Source organism: Proteus sp. PR00224 (assembly GCF_016238105.1).
Taxonomy (GTDB): Bacteria; Pseudomonadota; Gammaproteobacteria; order Enterobacterales; family Enterobacteriaceae; genus Proteus.
This window is the reverse complement of record NZ_JAEHQU010000017.1, coordinates 1-13,014: the sequence shown is the minus strand read 5'-3', so window position 1 is coordinate 13,014 and position 13,014 is coordinate 1. Positions and strand designations below refer to the sequence as shown.

27 protein-coding genes are annotated in these 13,014 nt (G+C 37.4%); 13 read left to right on the top strand and 14 right to left on the bottom strand.

The genetic code is table 11. The features are described 5' to 3' along the window. Positions 1-135: 135 nt before the first annotated feature. From JEP71_RS17355 to JEP71_RS17305, 11 genes are all read right to left on the bottom strand, one after another. Entirely contained in the window at positions 136-411 is a 276-nt protein-coding gene (locus JEP71_RS17355; protein ID WP_109849928.1) for a hypothetical protein, read from the bottom strand. Then, positions 404-664 carry a hypothetical protein gene (locus JEP71_RS17350; protein ID WP_109849929.1) on the bottom strand — a complete coding sequence of 87 codons (261 nt, stop codon included), beginning with the start codon at positions 662-664 and terminating at the stop codon, positions 404-406. Before JEP71_RS17350 ends, JEP71_RS17355 begins: the two co-directional genes overlap by 8 nt. After that, positions 664-945 carry a hypothetical protein gene (locus JEP71_RS17345; protein WP_109849930.1) on the bottom strand — a complete coding sequence of 94 codons (282 nt, stop codon included), beginning with the start codon at positions 943-945 and terminating at the stop codon, positions 664-666. The genes JEP71_RS17350 and JEP71_RS17345 overlap by 1 nt, the downstream gene beginning before the upstream one ends. Before the next feature lie 72 nt (positions 946-1,017). After that, positions 1,018-1,545, bottom strand: coding sequence for a single-stranded DNA-binding protein (gene ssb / locus JEP71_RS17340; protein WP_160230129.1), 528 nt, complete (start codon positions 1,543-1,545; stop codon positions 1,018-1,020). After that, a complete protein-coding gene (locus JEP71_RS17335) occupies positions 1,545-2,156 on the bottom strand; it encodes an ERF family protein (protein ID WP_109849932.1) in 612 nt (203 codons plus the stop codon). The genes ssb and JEP71_RS17335 overlap by 1 nt, the downstream gene beginning before the upstream one ends. 1 nt (position 2,157) lies before the next feature. Further along, a complete protein-coding gene (locus JEP71_RS17330; RefSeq protein ID WP_109373564.1) occupies positions 2,158-2,478 on the bottom strand; it encodes a hypothetical protein in 321 nt (106 codons plus the stop codon). Next, positions 2,475-2,627, bottom strand: coding sequence for a hypothetical protein (locus JEP71_RS17325; RefSeq protein WP_164530398.1), 153 nt, complete (start codon positions 2,625-2,627; stop codon positions 2,475-2,477). The genes JEP71_RS17330 and JEP71_RS17325 overlap by 4 nt, the downstream gene beginning before the upstream one ends. Beyond that, positions 2,624-2,899 (bottom strand): hypothetical protein, encoded by a 276-nt coding sequence (locus JEP71_RS17320; RefSeq protein ID WP_098943682.1) that lies wholly within the window; start codon positions 2,897-2,899, stop codon positions 2,624-2,626. Before JEP71_RS17320 ends, JEP71_RS17325 begins: the two co-directional genes overlap by 4 nt. Next, entirely contained in the window at positions 2,890-3,066 is a 177-nt protein-coding gene (locus JEP71_RS17315) for a hypothetical protein (protein ID WP_160230130.1), read from the bottom strand. Before JEP71_RS17315 ends, JEP71_RS17320 begins: the two co-directional genes overlap by 10 nt. A gap of 88 nt (positions 3,067-3,154) precedes the next feature. Beyond that, positions 3,155-3,382 (bottom strand): hypothetical protein, encoded by a 228-nt coding sequence (locus JEP71_RS17310; protein WP_098943681.1) that lies wholly within the window; start codon positions 3,380-3,382, stop codon positions 3,155-3,157. 88 nt (positions 3,383-3,470) lie between these two features. Further along, positions 3,471-3,695, bottom strand: coding sequence for a hypothetical protein (locus tag JEP71_RS17305; RefSeq protein WP_138158020.1), 225 nt, complete (start codon positions 3,693-3,695; stop codon positions 3,471-3,473). Positions 3,696-3,775: 80 nt separating this feature from the next. On the opposite strand from JEP71_RS17305, the gene JEP71_RS17300 reads away from it, so the two are divergent. After that, positions 3,776-4,150, top strand: coding sequence for a hypothetical protein (locus JEP71_RS17300; protein ID WP_098943679.1), 375 nt, complete (start codon positions 3,776-3,778; stop codon positions 4,148-4,150). A gap of 199 nt (positions 4,151-4,349) precedes the next feature. On the opposite strand, the gene JEP71_RS17295 is transcribed toward JEP71_RS17300, so the two are convergent. Beyond that, complete coding sequence (locus JEP71_RS17295) at positions 4,350-4,652, bottom strand: transcriptional antitermination N peptide (protein ID WP_098943678.1); 303 nt, start codon at positions 4,650-4,652, stop codon at positions 4,350-4,352. A gap of 445 nt (positions 4,653-5,097) precedes the next feature. Here JEP71_RS17295 and JEP71_RS17290 point away from each other — a divergent pair, with 445 nt between their 5' ends. Next, complete coding sequence (locus JEP71_RS17290) at positions 5,098-5,292, top strand: DUF2767 family protein (RefSeq protein WP_098943677.1); 195 nt, start codon at positions 5,098-5,100, stop codon at positions 5,290-5,292. Positions 5,293-5,447: 155 nt separating this feature from the next. Here the strand turns inward: JEP71_RS17290 and JEP71_RS17285 are convergent, their stop codons facing one another. Both JEP71_RS17285 and JEP71_RS17280 read right to left on the bottom strand, forming a co-directional pair. Then, positions 5,448-5,789, bottom strand: coding sequence for a DUF3024 domain-containing protein (locus JEP71_RS17285; RefSeq protein ID WP_088495876.1), 342 nt, complete (start codon positions 5,787-5,789; stop codon positions 5,448-5,450). Positions 5,790-5,797: 8 nt separating this feature from the next. Next, a complete protein-coding gene (locus JEP71_RS17280) occupies positions 5,798-6,508 on the bottom strand; it encodes a LexA family protein (RefSeq protein ID WP_098943676.1) in 711 nt (236 codons plus the stop codon). A 95-nt stretch (positions 6,509-6,603) separates the two neighbouring features. On the opposite strand from JEP71_RS17280, the gene JEP71_RS17275 reads away from it, so the two are divergent. The 11 genes from JEP71_RS17275 (at position 6,604) to JEP71_RS17225 (ending at position 12,599) form a co-directional block, all read left to right on the top strand. After that, entirely contained in the window at positions 6,604-6,789 is a 186-nt protein-coding gene (locus tag JEP71_RS17275) for a Cro/CI family transcriptional regulator (protein WP_088495874.1), read from the top strand. A gap of 118 nt (positions 6,790-6,907) precedes the next feature. Then, positions 6,908-7,255, top strand: a complete 348-nt coding sequence (locus tag JEP71_RS17270; protein ID WP_004247478.1) for a hypothetical protein — start codon at positions 6,908-6,910, stop codon at positions 7,253-7,255. Positions 7,256-7,350: 95 nt separating this feature from the next. Further along, on the top strand, positions 7,351-7,524 hold the full coding sequence (locus JEP71_RS17265; protein WP_004251793.1) for a hypothetical protein: 174 nt from the start codon (positions 7,351-7,353) through the stop codon (positions 7,522-7,524). After that, a complete protein-coding gene (locus JEP71_RS17260; RefSeq protein ID WP_109374413.1) occupies positions 7,521-8,288 on the top strand; it encodes a helix-turn-helix domain-containing protein in 768 nt (255 codons plus the stop codon). Before JEP71_RS17265 ends, JEP71_RS17260 begins: the two co-directional genes overlap by 4 nt. After that, positions 8,288-9,673, top strand: coding sequence for a replicative DNA helicase (locus JEP71_RS17255; RefSeq protein WP_160230131.1), 1,386 nt, complete (start codon positions 8,288-8,290; stop codon positions 9,671-9,673). Before JEP71_RS17260 ends, JEP71_RS17255 begins: the two co-directional genes overlap by 1 nt. A 21-nt stretch (positions 9,674-9,694) precedes the next feature. Beyond that, positions 9,695-10,030 carry a hypothetical protein gene (locus JEP71_RS17250; protein WP_017628812.1) on the top strand — a complete coding sequence of 112 codons (336 nt, stop codon included), beginning with the start codon at positions 9,695-9,697 and terminating at the stop codon, positions 10,028-10,030. A 67-nt stretch (positions 10,031-10,097) separates the two neighbouring features. Then, complete coding sequence (locus JEP71_RS17245) at positions 10,098-10,547, top strand: YbcN family protein (RefSeq protein WP_160230132.1); 450 nt, start codon at positions 10,098-10,100, stop codon at positions 10,545-10,547. Between the two features lie 78 nt (positions 10,548-10,625). Further along, positions 10,626-10,916: a DUF1364 domain-containing protein gene (locus JEP71_RS17240; RefSeq protein ID WP_004245984.1), complete on the top strand. Its 291-nt coding sequence runs from the start codon at positions 10,626-10,628 to the stop codon at positions 10,914-10,916. Continuing rightward, complete coding sequence (locus JEP71_RS17235; RefSeq protein ID WP_004245983.1) at positions 10,913-11,269, top strand: RusA family crossover junction endodeoxyribonuclease; 357 nt, start codon at positions 10,913-10,915, stop codon at positions 11,267-11,269. The genes JEP71_RS17240 and JEP71_RS17235 overlap by 4 nt, the downstream gene beginning before the upstream one ends. Continuing rightward, complete coding sequence (locus JEP71_RS17230) at positions 11,269-11,901, top strand: bacteriophage antitermination protein Q (RefSeq protein WP_109372765.1); 633 nt, start codon at positions 11,269-11,271, stop codon at positions 11,899-11,901. Before JEP71_RS17235 ends, JEP71_RS17230 begins: the two co-directional genes overlap by 1 nt. Positions 11,902-12,140: 239 nt before the next feature. Further along, positions 12,141-12,599 (top strand): Hsp20 family protein, encoded by a 459-nt coding sequence (locus JEP71_RS17225; protein WP_198626672.1) that lies wholly within the window; start codon positions 12,141-12,143, stop codon positions 12,597-12,599. Positions 12,600-13,014 lie beyond the last annotated feature (415 nt).

The following is a 13,014-nucleotide window of genomic DNA, read 5'->3' as shown; positions in this document are numbered from 1 at the left end:
CCCAGCGCGAGACAATGCTAATCGACCAGCGGATATTCCATTGAACAAACTTAAATATATCATTTGGGTTTCCTATAAACGTGCAGAACCCTGTATTAGCATGAGTAATACATATCCGATTATTTGCATGGTTATTTAATCTAAAATAAATAGAGGGTAAATATCATCCTTTATTTCTGGGTTTTTAGTGTTAAATCCTATCCAATTATTTAATATTGTGTGAGATACAGTTAAATCTAGTGGTCTTTGCATTCCTGTATGTCTGGCAAATACTACGGGTTCTAAATTATTAATTCGCTCTATTTCATTACAAACTTCAATTATTTCTTGCCAATTATGTTCATCAATACCTTCGCCTGAGTTTATTTTGTTTTTTAAATGTTTTGCCATTTCTAATATATTTTTATCCATTTTTAATTTTCACTCCGCTATCTAATAAAGCGATTTCACATGCTGATATTCCACTGTTATATCCGTCAGTAAAATAATCATAATTACCTTTATTCCTTTCTCTTATCGGTAAATTTAGTAATAATGATTCGCGTGATGCTTGCCATACAATAAATAATTGTGCTTTAACGAATGAAATAAGTTTTTCATCGTAGTTATAACCTGAATACTGATTGTTAAACCACGATTCAAATTGCATCCTTGATTTATCCATCACTCCACCTTTTGGGCTGAAAATGTTGGTTCAAACTCACGCTTAACCTCAAATATCCCTAGGTATTCATCGTCAATCCAGAGCATAAATAAGCATGGAAATCTGCTCTCCCATCCGTCACAGTCAGCGTGATAATATTCTGCACATGCTTCAATGCAAGATTCTAGGTCATCATCAGCACTGAAATTATGATCATCTGGTAATTCATATCGGAGGTTATTAGTAATTTGTGATGGAGTTTCGTCTTTACTTCTTGTTGTATAAAATTGAACTATTGCCATTATTCATTTCTCTGCTTGCATCCCTGCGAGTTAAATTAAGCTGTCCGTAGCTTTCATACTGATATTACTTGGTTAAATCACATAAATAGTGTGGCGTGGGTAGGGGTGTCCAATTGGCGCGAATGGAATGTCGTCTTCTTGAAAATCCATCGGTGGTTGACTCTGTGGTGCTTGATGTTGTGCTGGCTTCTGTGGTTGCTGTGGTTGACCCCATCCTTGATTTTGTTGTGGACTCTGCCTACCTGCCTGATTGTTGTTACCTAACATTTGCATTGAACCATTAATATTCACTACAACTTCCGTGCTGTATCTATCTTGTCCATTTTGATCTTGCCATTTACGTGTTTGTAATTGACCTTCGATATAGACTTGTGATCCTTTACGCAGATATTCGCCAGCAATTTCGGCGAGCTTTCCAAATATCACAATTCTATGCCATTCAACACGTTCCTTGGTTTCACCTGATTGTTTATCTTTCCATGAATCGCTGGTGGCTAATGTAATATTAGTGACCGCATCGCCATTTGGGAGGTAACGCATTTCAGGATCTTGACCTAGATGTCCTATCAATAAGACTTTGTTTACACCTTTACTTGCCATTACATCTTCTCCAATTCTGATTTTCTGATGTTATATACTTCCTTTGCTTTTGATTGTTCAGGCGTTTTTCTGAGTAACTTCCATGTTTCACCAAATTCTTTTTTCAAAATATTGAGATCTGTAATAGCCATTGCTGAATTAGTAAAATCTTTCAATATTTGATCTGGTGTTCTCGGTGCTACATTGTGGACTTCTGCATCCGCATCGATTGCCGTTTCTTCAGTTGGTATACAAAATGTTTGGAAAGCTGCGTATTTATATGCAATAGACATGGCTTTATTTGTGGCTTTGTCTCCGCTATCCATTGCTTCACCATAAGTCACAACCGTGTGTTTGCTTCCATCTTCAACAGAAACAAATTCAAACTCAGCTTTCACTACGACATAAAATAACAAGCCACCTCTTTGTGTTTGTCTTTCCGTGACGGTACGTTCAATGATCCGTGGAAGAATAAGCAACCCATGCTTAACTAGAGCAGGAGCGAGAGCGTTATATACCGCGTCAATTCCTCTGAACATAAATCCTTGTTGTTGATTTACACTTCCTTTTTTAATGCCCGTTTCAGCCATTTCTCTAGCAACATTACTAATAGCTTTGTATACAGCTGTCATATTAATCCCCTAAATATTGACCTTGACGGCGATCACTTCCGTAGTAATCGACTTCAAATTTATTACTAGGCGTATATGTCCTTTTTGAATCTCGTTGGGCTTGAATATGCTCAGGAAGAGGAGGGTGATTTTTCGATGTGTTCAAGTTCATGTGTAGCAATTCCATTGCTAATCGTTTTTCCCTATCTGGCACACTTGTATTCGGCAATTGACCGTCAATCATTGCAATTGCCTTAGCGAGAGCCTCTTCTCTATTTTTTTCTAACTGTGATGTTAATCGAGGGTATTTTTTTGTTGGGCAGAAATGAGAGATATTGTTCATTGAAAATCTCCCTGAAAGTCCTTCATTGGCAATGACAATCCTTGCCGTCCTAACACTTCCGTTTGATACATAAATTCATCGAGCTCGCGTTCCTGCGATTCTTTGCACCTCCTGCGCAATTCTTCTAACCATTGTTGATGGTCTGTCACGCAACCCTCCTGAAATACAACTCATTGAGTATCTTTGCAACCACTTCCCCTCGTCCTGAGAGATGAATAGCCGTAGCAAGTGACTTTTCATCATATTGACTGATTATGTAATCAACGACTTCTGAGGGGGCAGGTTGGTAATATTGGGTAAGTTCTCCAAATGATTCGGTTTCAATGTGGACATCGTTGAGATTCTGAAAGGTTATTTCCGTGCCATTATTTCGGTTTCTGCTCGTCATATCGGCATAGGTGTAACGTATAGTTAGTGACATACTTTCCTCCCATAAGCTTTCATTTGTAATTGACTTGCTAATCGCCAAATATTTTTGTTATTTGTAGAGACGGCTATCCTTGCAGCTTGACGAGCAAGTTGTAAAAAAGGTGTAGAGATACTCACCGCCATGCCGTCACGCATAGCGCTGTAATAGTTAGTTTTCATGGTGACCTCGCTAGATGAGCGATAAGGTGGTTATCTGGTGTTGGCGAAGTGAAGGTGTATTAATTTATTTTTAATGATTTGAATTTTATTAGTGTGTTATTTTATTGAGCAATGTGTTTATAGCAGCTTTTTTAAATGATGATTTAATTGAATTTTCTCCAACTAAATTATCTGAGAAGTTACTTAGTAATATAGCTAATTCTGGTGCTTCTTCATGAGCGTATACTTGTGTTTTTACTTCAACATGTGGTGATTTAATTTTATGGTCTAAAGTTAATTTCACATTAATAACGACACTGGTTTCTTGTTTCATCATTTTTATTTCCTTTTAATGAATATAATTAATTACGAAATATTTTGTTTATATATCTAAATATATGGTGGGTTATTGTTGAGCGAGAGCTTTAGAGTTTTGCTACAACTTCGTCATAATTGACTTCAAAGTCTTCGCAGGTTTCTTTCAAGTCGTTAAAGTTAATTGCGTGATTTAAGGCGCTAACTTCATCCTGAGTTAGTTGTTCATCTCGGTAATCATTAAATCCAACTGATAACAATTTACCGCCTAATATCTCTGTTCCTGTATTAACAGACGGCTCCTTACCATCTTCATACTCAACTACGAATGTCATTTTACTCATGTCATACATCCTTCGTTATTAACTAACATACTGATATACTCCATTTAACTTAAATAAATGGATTTGTTTTCATGAAATTAATTACTGTTGCTGCGCTTTTATTCACAACATCTGCAATAGCTGATAATCAGTGCAAGCCAGATGATATTTGTTTGTCTTTCAAAACTAGTAAAGGTGAGCTTTTTATTGCATGTAAAAATATAGAATCAGCAGAAATTGACTCTCATATACAAGAAAATGATTCCTTGAGAATTAGACTTAAAAATGATACTGGTCTGAGTAATTTTTCTGTTAAAAATATCGGTCAAATAGCAGATATTAATATTAACGGAGTCAAGTATACTCAGGCTGTCATCACATCTCGTATGGATACTTCTATTAGAGTTACAGTAACTTCAAGTCCTAACTTTCAATTAGTAGACGATTTGATAAGGTGTATTAATTAAACATGACGCTAGTAGCCTGAATACTCACGAAGTGCGTCTACTATTTCATCACATTCAACAATTAGACTAATTTTTGAATTATCATCACACTCTTTTAACCGACCAAGTTTGATGGATTATTTTCTCAACATCTTTGCTTGCCATTCTGGATTGTAACTATCTGGAGTTTTAATTCCCATCTCTATCTCCTATCTATTAATCAACGTGCCGTAACCCCGAATTCACTGCTCGGCTGTTTTGTTTTAACTCCTGAAAATACTGCTACATTAGGTAAGCAACAGTTATCTGCTGAGTCATAAACTTTAGTACTACGAATTGAAATTGCTTTTTCAACCCTACTAACTGGTTTGCGTGTTAGTGATAAAGTAGGGCGCTTTATTTCTTCTTTTGGCTTGCCATGAATGGCAACTTTTAACTGTTCATTCATAGCATATGCGTTTTGTAATTCCGTTCTACGGTCAGCTCTGCGACTTCTAGCGCAGTTATATCCGCGAATACACATAATTACCACCTCCGAATAAGTTTTGGTGATTGGTGGTAGGTGCTGATCTCCTACTTTCGGTGTTACGTCATGCGACTTATTGAGTTATTGCCGATCCCTATATTGCTAATCAGCTTTATCATTCACCAATCCAAAAACTTACTGTTTTTGGTTTGCGCATTTTTCAGCGCGTTCTGTTAAAGAGCGAACATCCTGTTTATCTATGGCTTCTTGCCTTTGGTATGTTAAATATAACCAGCGGTGATTTACAGGTCAACACCGCGGGTAATTAAAATATAACTAGCGGTGTTAATTTATTGTATTTCCAGATAATTTATTTTCAAAAAAATCTCAAGTTGGAATGCAGATCACTTTAATAGACAAACCTCAGTGCAGAAAACAAACAAAAATGTTTATGTGCATATCCAGTAGAGTGTTATTGTTTAAATATTGAACGGAGGTGTGTATGAATATTGAAAGAGATGCTATTTATGAAAGTGTATGCCAAGTTGTAGGAAGGTCTGTAATGTTATTAAACGAAAAAGGTTACCGCATTACACATAAGAATATCTCAGCAATTTTAGAAGAGCAGCGTGTAAATGAAGAGAGTAAACATATGATTGCTATTTATAGTATAGCTATTGATTTGATTGATAAATAAGTGAAAAAGAAGCCCCCATGGGAGGGCTGGGCATTAGTAATTAATCTTCATCTTCAAACAAGCAGTTATATTCACTATAAGCCATTAATTCTGGATAATATACAAGGCCAGCTTTTTCTTGAATAGATTATATTGTCGTTGAGCATACTCAGTTACTAACCAAAGAAATATCCGCAAACATTTTCTTCTACTAATTGAATTGCATCAGAGAAGCTACCTAACATTTTTTCATCGTAGTGGTGCCAGTTGCTATTTTTATCCATCCAAAGCAGAGACCATGAACTAGAATGCCTATTATATGTTATTTTTGCTATTGGTTCTTCTACTTTGCCATCACTCCATATTAGTTGTCTAATTTCAAAGATAATTACTGAGTCGTCCTCGATACGATACTGTAGATCTAATTCATCTCTCAGGTGCTCTGCTGGGCGGCGTTTTTCCATGAAAAACTCCATACACCGTCTAATATTTGCTATCTCAATATTGTTAAACGCCATACTCCCTCCTAAAACGTGTCGTCAGGCCATTGTGACTTGATTACCTTACCTATGATTGTGCAATTCCCATTAATGGGGATCAGGTCATAGCGTGGGTTTAATGGCTCTAGATACTCAATCCCGCCTTCTCTAATAAGTCGTTTGAATGTAAATTCATCATTCAGTAAACGAGCAACACAGAAATCTCCGAACTCGACTTCTTCTTCAGGATCTACCAGAATTAGCATTCCTTCTGGAAAACTTGGCTTTCCTCCAGGTGGGGCTGTCATTGATTGCCCTTCAACTTCTAACCAGAAAGCGCGCTCACTAGCTTTCTTAGCTGTCGGTATCCAATACACAGCATCTTTCTGAGTGTATGAGTTAAATTCTGTTGAGAAAGCGCCAGCTTGTACCTTTGTAAATAGAGGGTACTGGTATTTTTCATTCATACTTGGTGTTTTTAATGGGCTGACAGCTTTAAACATACCTCTAATTTCTTTGGCTAGAGATGGGCTAAATTCATCAACAGTGACTTGCAATGCTTCTGCTAGCTTAGCTGCATTCTCTATATTTAATGCATTTACGCCATTCAATAATTGAGCAATGGCACTTTGCCCCATGCCGATTGAATCACCAAGGGTTTCTTGTGACAAGCTGAGCTCTTTCTTTTTTGCCTCAAATATATTTTTTAGGCGAAGAGCGTCAGCTTTTTGTTCATCTGTGATCGGTTTTTTTTTCATACTGCAATTTTATTACCAAATGGAATATTTACCAATCACCGCAGGTGTTGACTATTTTATCACTTGCGGTAATAATGATTAAAAAAGGAGAAACTATGGAAAAAGTCCCTCTTACTAAATTTGCTACTGAGCTAGGACAACACAAAACGGCTGAATTGTTAGGTGTTAGGCAAAGCGCAATAAGTAAAGCAATTTTAAAGAAAAGAAATATTTTCATTATCAGAAAACAAGATGGAACAGTTGAGGCTGAAGAAGTTAAGCCGTTTCCATCAGGAAAATAAGTATCATCCTGCTCTTTAACAGCTCTGCGCTGAAAAATGCGCACCTAAACAATCCGCTCATATGGAATGAGCCACGGATCATTATTGTCCCTTAGTTAACTCATAAGGACTCTAAACAATGGAATGCGCAAATACACGCAAACAATTCAATCAATTTATCTCTAATCACCTAATAGCTTCAGCATTGCAAGCATTGAGAAATAAAACTCAGTCTGCCGTGGCTAGAACGTTAGGTGTTCATGATTCAACAATCCTACGTCGAACTGAAAAATATCCTGAAATATGCGAAACGCTTGTCGCATCGGGAATTATTGATTTTGTGATGGAAGGAGAACGAAAAATCTCAGAAGAAGAGTACCGATTTTTGTGGAAACAAATGGGTGAACTTTCTCAAATGAAAATAAAAGAAAACGCCTCGATTGCGGCAACAAACGAGGCGTGTTGTTCAATGGAATTCACCATTTAACGTACAAATACACTGTATCAATATCCAGTTTTTATCACAAGGGGAAACTTCGGTTTCCCTTTTTTGATACAGCTTTGGAATGGAGAAATTATACCATGAGACAAAGAATAAATCATGAATTTAATGGCTGTGATGAGCATAAAAACATCATGAGAAATAGGCTATTACAAGAAATAACCCCACTGGGTTGTCAGCGTTTAAAGGAAGCATTGAAAGACGCAAAATTAAGGAAAGCACATCGGGATAAGTTATTAGGAGAGCGAAAATGAGTATGCTTCTAATGGCAAAAGCCATGCAATTACAGGTGGGGAGTACAGCACAAAAAATGGTGCTACTGAAACTTGCCGATAATGCCAATGATAAAGGCGAGTGCTTTCCTTCTTATGAAACTATTGCACGTCATTGCGAAATTAGCCGTCAAAGTGCGATAAACCACATTAAAAGTTTATGTAAAAAAGGGTTTGTTCGTAAAGTTACGCGAAAAACTGATAAGGGGCATACTTCCAATTTATATATTTTGGATTTGGAGGCTAAATCTCTTGATGAGGGTAGTCAAAATACAGTACCACCTAGTCAAAATTCTGTACCAGAGGTAGTCAAAGAATTTGACCACGGTAGTCAAACGGTTGGACTAGGGGGTAGTCAAAAATTTTTACCCAGAACCAGTCAGTCTTTTAACCAGTCAATTAACTCTAAAAAATTATCGTCTGACGACTCGAAACCTGCAAAGCAGATTTCAATTAATCGGCAAGCTAAAATTCCTTATCAGGAAATCATGCAAGCCTTCAACGAATCAGCAGGGGATAGATTACCCAATGCCGAATCACTGAATGACAAACGCAAACGAGCAATATCCAAATTCCTGAAAGAGCTTAAAGAGCCCACAGTCGAATCAGCTAAAAATTATTTTGATTATTTTATGGAAACGGCGAGTGCTTGGTATTTCGGCGAAAATAATCGGGGTTGGCGAGCGAATTTTGATTATTTACTCAGACCTGAAACGGTACTCAAAACAAGGGAAGGAGCACTGTGATGAACCAAGTTCCGAATAATTTAATGGCGGAACAAAATGTTATTGGAGGACTCCTGCTTGACCCGCAAAGTGATAATGCGCAATCAATTTTTTCACTGCTAAAACCTGAAGATTTTTATGCCCGACACCATCAAATTATTTATCTCACCCTGCGAGAAATGTATACCCAACGTATGCCAATAGACATCATGACGGTGACGGATTGTCTGGAGTCAAAAGGCCGAATTAATCAATCAGGTGGTTTTGCCTATCTTGCTGAGATGGCAAGAGAAACACCGAGTATTGCTAACATTATGGCTTATGCGAAAAAAATCCGAGAGTGTTCCGCACAGCGTTTTGTTATCGAAAAGACGGTTGAAATTCAAAAACTCATGATGGTGCCAAGTGAGTTAAGTTTTACGGATAAAATTGAACAAGCACAACGCTTGCTTGATGAAGCCACGTCGTTTGGAAAAATGGGGAGAAAAACAGGGCTACGCCGAATTGATGATGTGTTGGATGATGTTTTTACCGATATTTGTGACCGCCAAGATACCCCAGAGAAACATCGAGGATTAAAAACGGGATTTAAAGATTTTGACCGCCTATTAAGCCCAAAACAGATTGTCATCGGTTCTCTGTTCGTGATTGGTGCTCGTCCAAAGATGGGGAAAACAACCGTTCTCACTGAAATGGCAAAAAATGTCTCACAACAAGGTAAGCCTGTATTGTTGTTCAGCATGGAAATGACGGATAAACAGCTTGTTGAACGGACACTAGCCCAACAAACCCAGATTAATTCAGATAAATTTTACCAAAAGTTAGAGGAGTATGAATGGGATAGGCTTTGCAGTGCCATCGGTCGCCTTAAAGATGAGCCCAATATTTGGGTGGATGATACACCCGGCATGTCCTTACAACACATTCGTTCTGAAAGTCGGAGAATTAAGCGCAAAGTCGGTGATATTGGGTTTATTGGTGTCGATTACCTCACTCTGATGCAAGCGGGAAAAGCTGACCGTAATGATATTGCCTATGGTGAAATCACTAAGGGGCTAAAGATATTGGCAAAAGAGCTCAATACGGTGGTTGTGTTGCTTGTACAACTGAATCGGGGATTGGAAAACAGGGCAGATAAACGCCCCGTACCAAGTGATTCAAGAGATACAGGACAAATCGAGCAAGATTGTGATTATTGGTTAGGCATTTATCGTGATGCGGTGTACCACGATAATGCGGATGAAACACTGACCGAGATGATTTTAAGACTCAATCGACACGGTAAAACAGGTACTGTGTATGTTGACCAACAAGGATTGAGTATTACATCGGTTGATCAATATATGGCTGCTTATCGCGCTCAACCGAAACGAGAGCCTAAAAGGTATTGTGAAAAATCGTTTTAATTCGATAGAGGGATTTTAGATATGACAATAAAACAACTACAGAAAAAAATTCATCAACAAAACATTGAGGCTGGATGGTGGGATATCCCAAGGGAAAAAGGAACCTTACTTTGCTTGATCCATTCTGAAATTAGTGAAGCAATGGAGGGGGAGCGTAAAGATCTAATGGATTACCATTTACCACATAGAAAAATGGCAGAAGTTGAACTTGCTGATGCTGTTATTCGTATTTTGGATTATGCGGAAGAGTTCGGTTACGACATCGAAAGCGCTATTACAGAGAAACTCGAATACAACAAACATCGAGTAGATCATCAGCGAGAAAATAGAGTTAAAAAAGGAGGTAAACGATTTTAATTTAGCAATTTCCGAGATGAAACTAGGTGTTTGTATATTTAAAAAATAATGATGGAGAGGTTGTTTAGTGACAGATGATATCTGTCTCCATAAATCCAATCTCAACAGTATTTTCAAAGTGCTCTCCGAAATCGTGACAACAGGTAAACGCTATCGCATCAAAATCACCGAGTGGCGTGATTTAAGAACCATACCCATGAATAAAACATGGCGTATGTGGATGGAAAACACAGGCGAGTGGTTACGTGCACGTGGCGTTGTTATCGATATTAAAAATGGTGTCGGTGAAGTTGTTTTATCAAAGCCCATCACTAATGAGGAAACTCATGAATATTTCGTTGGACATTGGCTAGGACGCAATGAAAACGGTGAGCGTGAAAAAACCAGCAAGATGGATAAAGCAAGGATGCTTTACATGATGGAGAAACATGAACAATGGTGCATTGAGAAGGGAATTCCGATCATCATTCCTCGTAACTCTGAATATATGAGTTTGAAAAGAAAGCAAGAAGAATAGGAAATAGTGATGATTATTTCAGTTAATAACATGATCGTTTTTATTTTAGAGTGATAAAAAATAGTAATCAGGAGGCTCATGATGAATTTACGCAATGAGGCAAAAGGGCGTGAATGTCAGATTAGAATACCTTCAGTTTGTAATGGTAACTCTGAAACGGTTGTTTTAGCCCATTACAGAATGTCAGGTCTTTGTGGCGTCGGAATAAAATCGCATGACTTATTTGGCGCTTGGGCTTGTAGTGCATGTCACGATGAAGTTGATAGACGAACACGATTTACGGATATGGAGTATGCAAAACAATGTCACCTAGAAGGTGTTTTGAGAACGCAAGCCATATTGATCCAAGAAGGGAAGTTGAACGTGTGAAGGTCTTTAATATCGAACCAGTACCTAAACCAAGGATGACTCAGGCTGATAAATGGAAAAAACGTCCCCCAGTTTTAAAGTATTTTGCGTTTAAGGACGAAGTAAAGTTAAACAAAATCACCCTACCTGAATCACATTACCACATTACATTCATTCTACCCATGCCGAAGAGTTGGAGTAAAACTAAACGCTCCGAAATGAACGGTAAACCCCATCAACAAAAACCGGATAAAGATAATCTCGAAAAAGCATTACTTGATGCTATTTTTGACGATGATTCACGTGTATGGGATGGGCGGGTAACAAAAGTGTGGGGAAAAAGGGGGCAGATAATTATCCAAGAGGTGCGATAGTGAATATTGAGTGGATACGCGAGCGAGTAAGTACAGCGTTGATGAATGTTTGTATTATAGAAAATGGGCCGTTAAGTGCCATGGAGGAACAAGCAATACTTGTAACCGATAGGTTTAAAAGAAACCCAATACGCTATGCGGGTGAAATAAAGTCTCGATACAGACTCCCCTCACATCCACTCAAAATTAAGCAAAAACATGCCAAAGGAAAATCAAAACCATTAATTAATGAAGTTACTTATCGCACTTCATCATGGCGCAGAGGTATTCATCAATTGCCTAACGAAATGCGCTTATGGTTACTCTATTGCTATGGTGATTATCAATATTATCGTGAGCAAATACTCATTGTTCCCTATATTTGGCATGAGTTTCAGCGATTAAATAGTAAAAAAAGGATAACGAAAAAAGTTAAGCAACGACTTCAATCTCTTACCTTACTAGCCATTCAGGCGGTAAAAGCAGAAATTAATCAAACAGCAAAAAAATATACGGATGTTAAGCTCGCTGAATTGTTGGGCGTCAGTGCTGATGCTTGGCGAAAGAGCTATAAACTGTATTGGATTTGTTTATTAGATTGTTGCTATCAATTAGATAGAGATTCGCTATTCAAAATTAGCGCTTTAAGCTGATTAAAAAAGTTGCAAAACTCCGTTTTTTTCTATAAATTAAATGCAATATTTATATAATAGTATAAATGTAAGTATTTCAAACCTCGCTTCGGCGGGGTTTTTTGTTATCTACAATCCCATGTAGGTCAAAGATAAAAAATTTAGGATTTAGGGCTTGAAAAATGCTTGCTCGTTCATATTTATATTTTGGGTAAATAAGATACCGCCCATAATTCATTAAATACTGAAGGAGGAGTTATATGCCTAACATTAAACCTTTTTCATTATTCCCAACATTATCTGACAACTTACTTTCAAATCGTTTTGATCAGATAGATCGCCTGTTTAGTCAGTTAACAGGCAGTAAGCCAATAGCATCACCTGTACAGACTTATAACCTGAAACAGATTGATGATAACCATTATGAGCTGACAGTGAGTGTGCCTGGATATCAAGAAAATGATTTATCGGTTTCATTGAAAGGTAGCCGTTTATTGATTGAAGGGAAAAAAGAAGAAAAATCAGAAGAAGACAATGATAAATGGATCCACCGAGGCATATCTCAAGGGCAATTTACGTTGCAATTTGACCTCGGTAAAAATGTTAAAATAGAAAAAGCCGATTTATCAAGTGGACTTCTGACCATTGCTATTGAGTATGAATTACCTGAAGAAGAAAAACGACAAACAATAGCGATAGAAAATAAAGATAAAGGTTAATTGAGTTAGATAACGTGAATAAGATTAAGGCTACGCATGATGTGTAGCCTTAATTGTTTTCAATACACAATAAAAAAATGCCGATACGCTAGGAGTCATATCGGCATATAAAATAAACGCAAGAAGCAATGTAAGTCATGTCGTACTAATTCGTATCAAACCTGTCAATTTGATACGAATGTAATGATAATTATTCTCACTAAGATATTCAACCCTAAATTAAATAAGGTTACTTTGTAGCCTTTCCGTCTATGCCGACCACAGAATCAATACCCACTTATACCGTTCACACAAGAGCTGTGAGTCGGCACCTTTTAATAGGGTTTCATTCTTGATAGCACACACAAGTGCTTTTATTGCAAAAATAAAGTTTGCTATCTGAATTTTTCTATGGCTTAATGACATCACTGGTTTG

Excerpts from the sequence above, each read along its gene's own strand:
- JEP71_RS17330 (WP_109373564.1), bottom strand. The coding sequence starts at position 2,478 with ATGAACAATATCTCTCATTTCTGCCCAACAAAAAAATACCCTCGATTA.
- JEP71_RS17290 (WP_098943677.1), top strand. The coding sequence starts at position 5,098 with ATGAATATTGAAAGAGATGCTATTTATGAAAGTGTATGCCAAGTTGTA.
- JEP71_RS17255 (WP_160230131.1), top strand. The coding sequence starts at position 8,288 with ATGAACCAAGTTCCGAATAATTTAATGGCGGAACAAAATGTTATTGGA.
- JEP71_RS17270 (WP_004247478.1), top strand. The coding sequence starts at position 6,908 with ATGGAATGCGCAAATACACGCAAACAATTCAATCAATTTATCTCTAAT.
- JEP71_RS17285 (WP_088495876.1), bottom strand. The coding sequence starts at position 5,789 with ATGGCGTTTAACAATATTGAGATAGCAAATATTAGACGGTGTATGGAG.
- JEP71_RS17355 (WP_109849928.1), bottom strand. The coding sequence starts at position 411 with ATGGATAAAAATATATTAGAAATGGCAAAACATTTAAAAAACAAAATA.
- JEP71_RS17305 (WP_138158020.1), bottom strand. The coding sequence starts at position 3,695 with ATGACATTCGTAGTTGAGTATGAAGATGGTAAGGAGCCGTCTGTTAAT.
- ssb (WP_160230129.1), bottom strand. The coding sequence starts at position 1,545 with ATGGCAAGTAAAGGTGTAAACAAAGTCTTATTGATAGGACATCTAGGT.
- JEP71_RS17335 (WP_109849932.1), bottom strand. The coding sequence starts at position 2,156 with ATGACAGCTGTATACAAAGCTATTAGTAATGTTGCTAGAGAAATGGCT.
- JEP71_RS17300 (WP_098943679.1), top strand. The coding sequence starts at position 3,776 with ATGAAATTAATTACTGTTGCTGCGCTTTTATTCACAACATCTGCAATA.
- JEP71_RS17225 (WP_198626672.1), top strand. The coding sequence starts at position 12,141 with ATGCCTAACATTAAACCTTTTTCATTATTCCCAACATTATCTGACAAC.
- JEP71_RS17310 (WP_098943681.1), bottom strand. The coding sequence starts at position 3,382 with ATGATGAAACAAGAAACCAGTGTCGTTATTAATGTGAAATTAACTTTA.
- JEP71_RS17275 (WP_088495874.1), top strand. The coding sequence starts at position 6,604 with ATGGAAAAAGTCCCTCTTACTAAATTTGCTACTGAGCTAGGACAACAC.
- JEP71_RS17260 (WP_109374413.1), top strand. The coding sequence starts at position 7,521 with ATGAGTATGCTTCTAATGGCAAAAGCCATGCAATTACAGGTGGGGAGT.
- JEP71_RS17295 (WP_098943678.1), bottom strand. The coding sequence starts at position 4,652 with ATGTGTATTCGCGGATATAACTGCGCTAGAAGTCGCAGAGCTGACCGT.
- JEP71_RS17350 (WP_109849929.1), bottom strand. The coding sequence starts at position 664 with ATGGATAAATCAAGGATGCAATTTGAATCGTGGTTTAACAATCAGTAT.
- JEP71_RS17280 (WP_098943676.1), bottom strand. The coding sequence starts at position 6,508 with ATGAAAAAAAAACCGATCACAGATGAACAAAAAGCTGACGCTCTTCGC.
- JEP71_RS17265 (WP_004251793.1), top strand. The coding sequence starts at position 7,351 with ATGAGACAAAGAATAAATCATGAATTTAATGGCTGTGATGAGCATAAA.
- JEP71_RS17250 (WP_017628812.1), top strand. The coding sequence starts at position 9,695 with ATGACAATAAAACAACTACAGAAAAAAATTCATCAACAAAACATTGAG.
- JEP71_RS17315 (WP_160230130.1), bottom strand. The coding sequence starts at position 3,066 with ATGAAAACTAACTATTACAGCGCTATGCGTGACGGCATGGCGGTGAGT.
- JEP71_RS17320 (WP_098943682.1), bottom strand. The coding sequence starts at position 2,899 with ATGTCACTAACTATACGTTACACCTATGCCGATATGACGAGCAGAAAC.
- JEP71_RS17240 (WP_004245984.1), top strand. The coding sequence starts at position 10,626 with ATGATGAATTTACGCAATGAGGCAAAAGGGCGTGAATGTCAGATTAGA.
- JEP71_RS17345 (WP_109849930.1), bottom strand. The coding sequence starts at position 945 with ATGGCAATAGTTCAATTTTATACAACAAGAAGTAAAGACGAAACTCCA.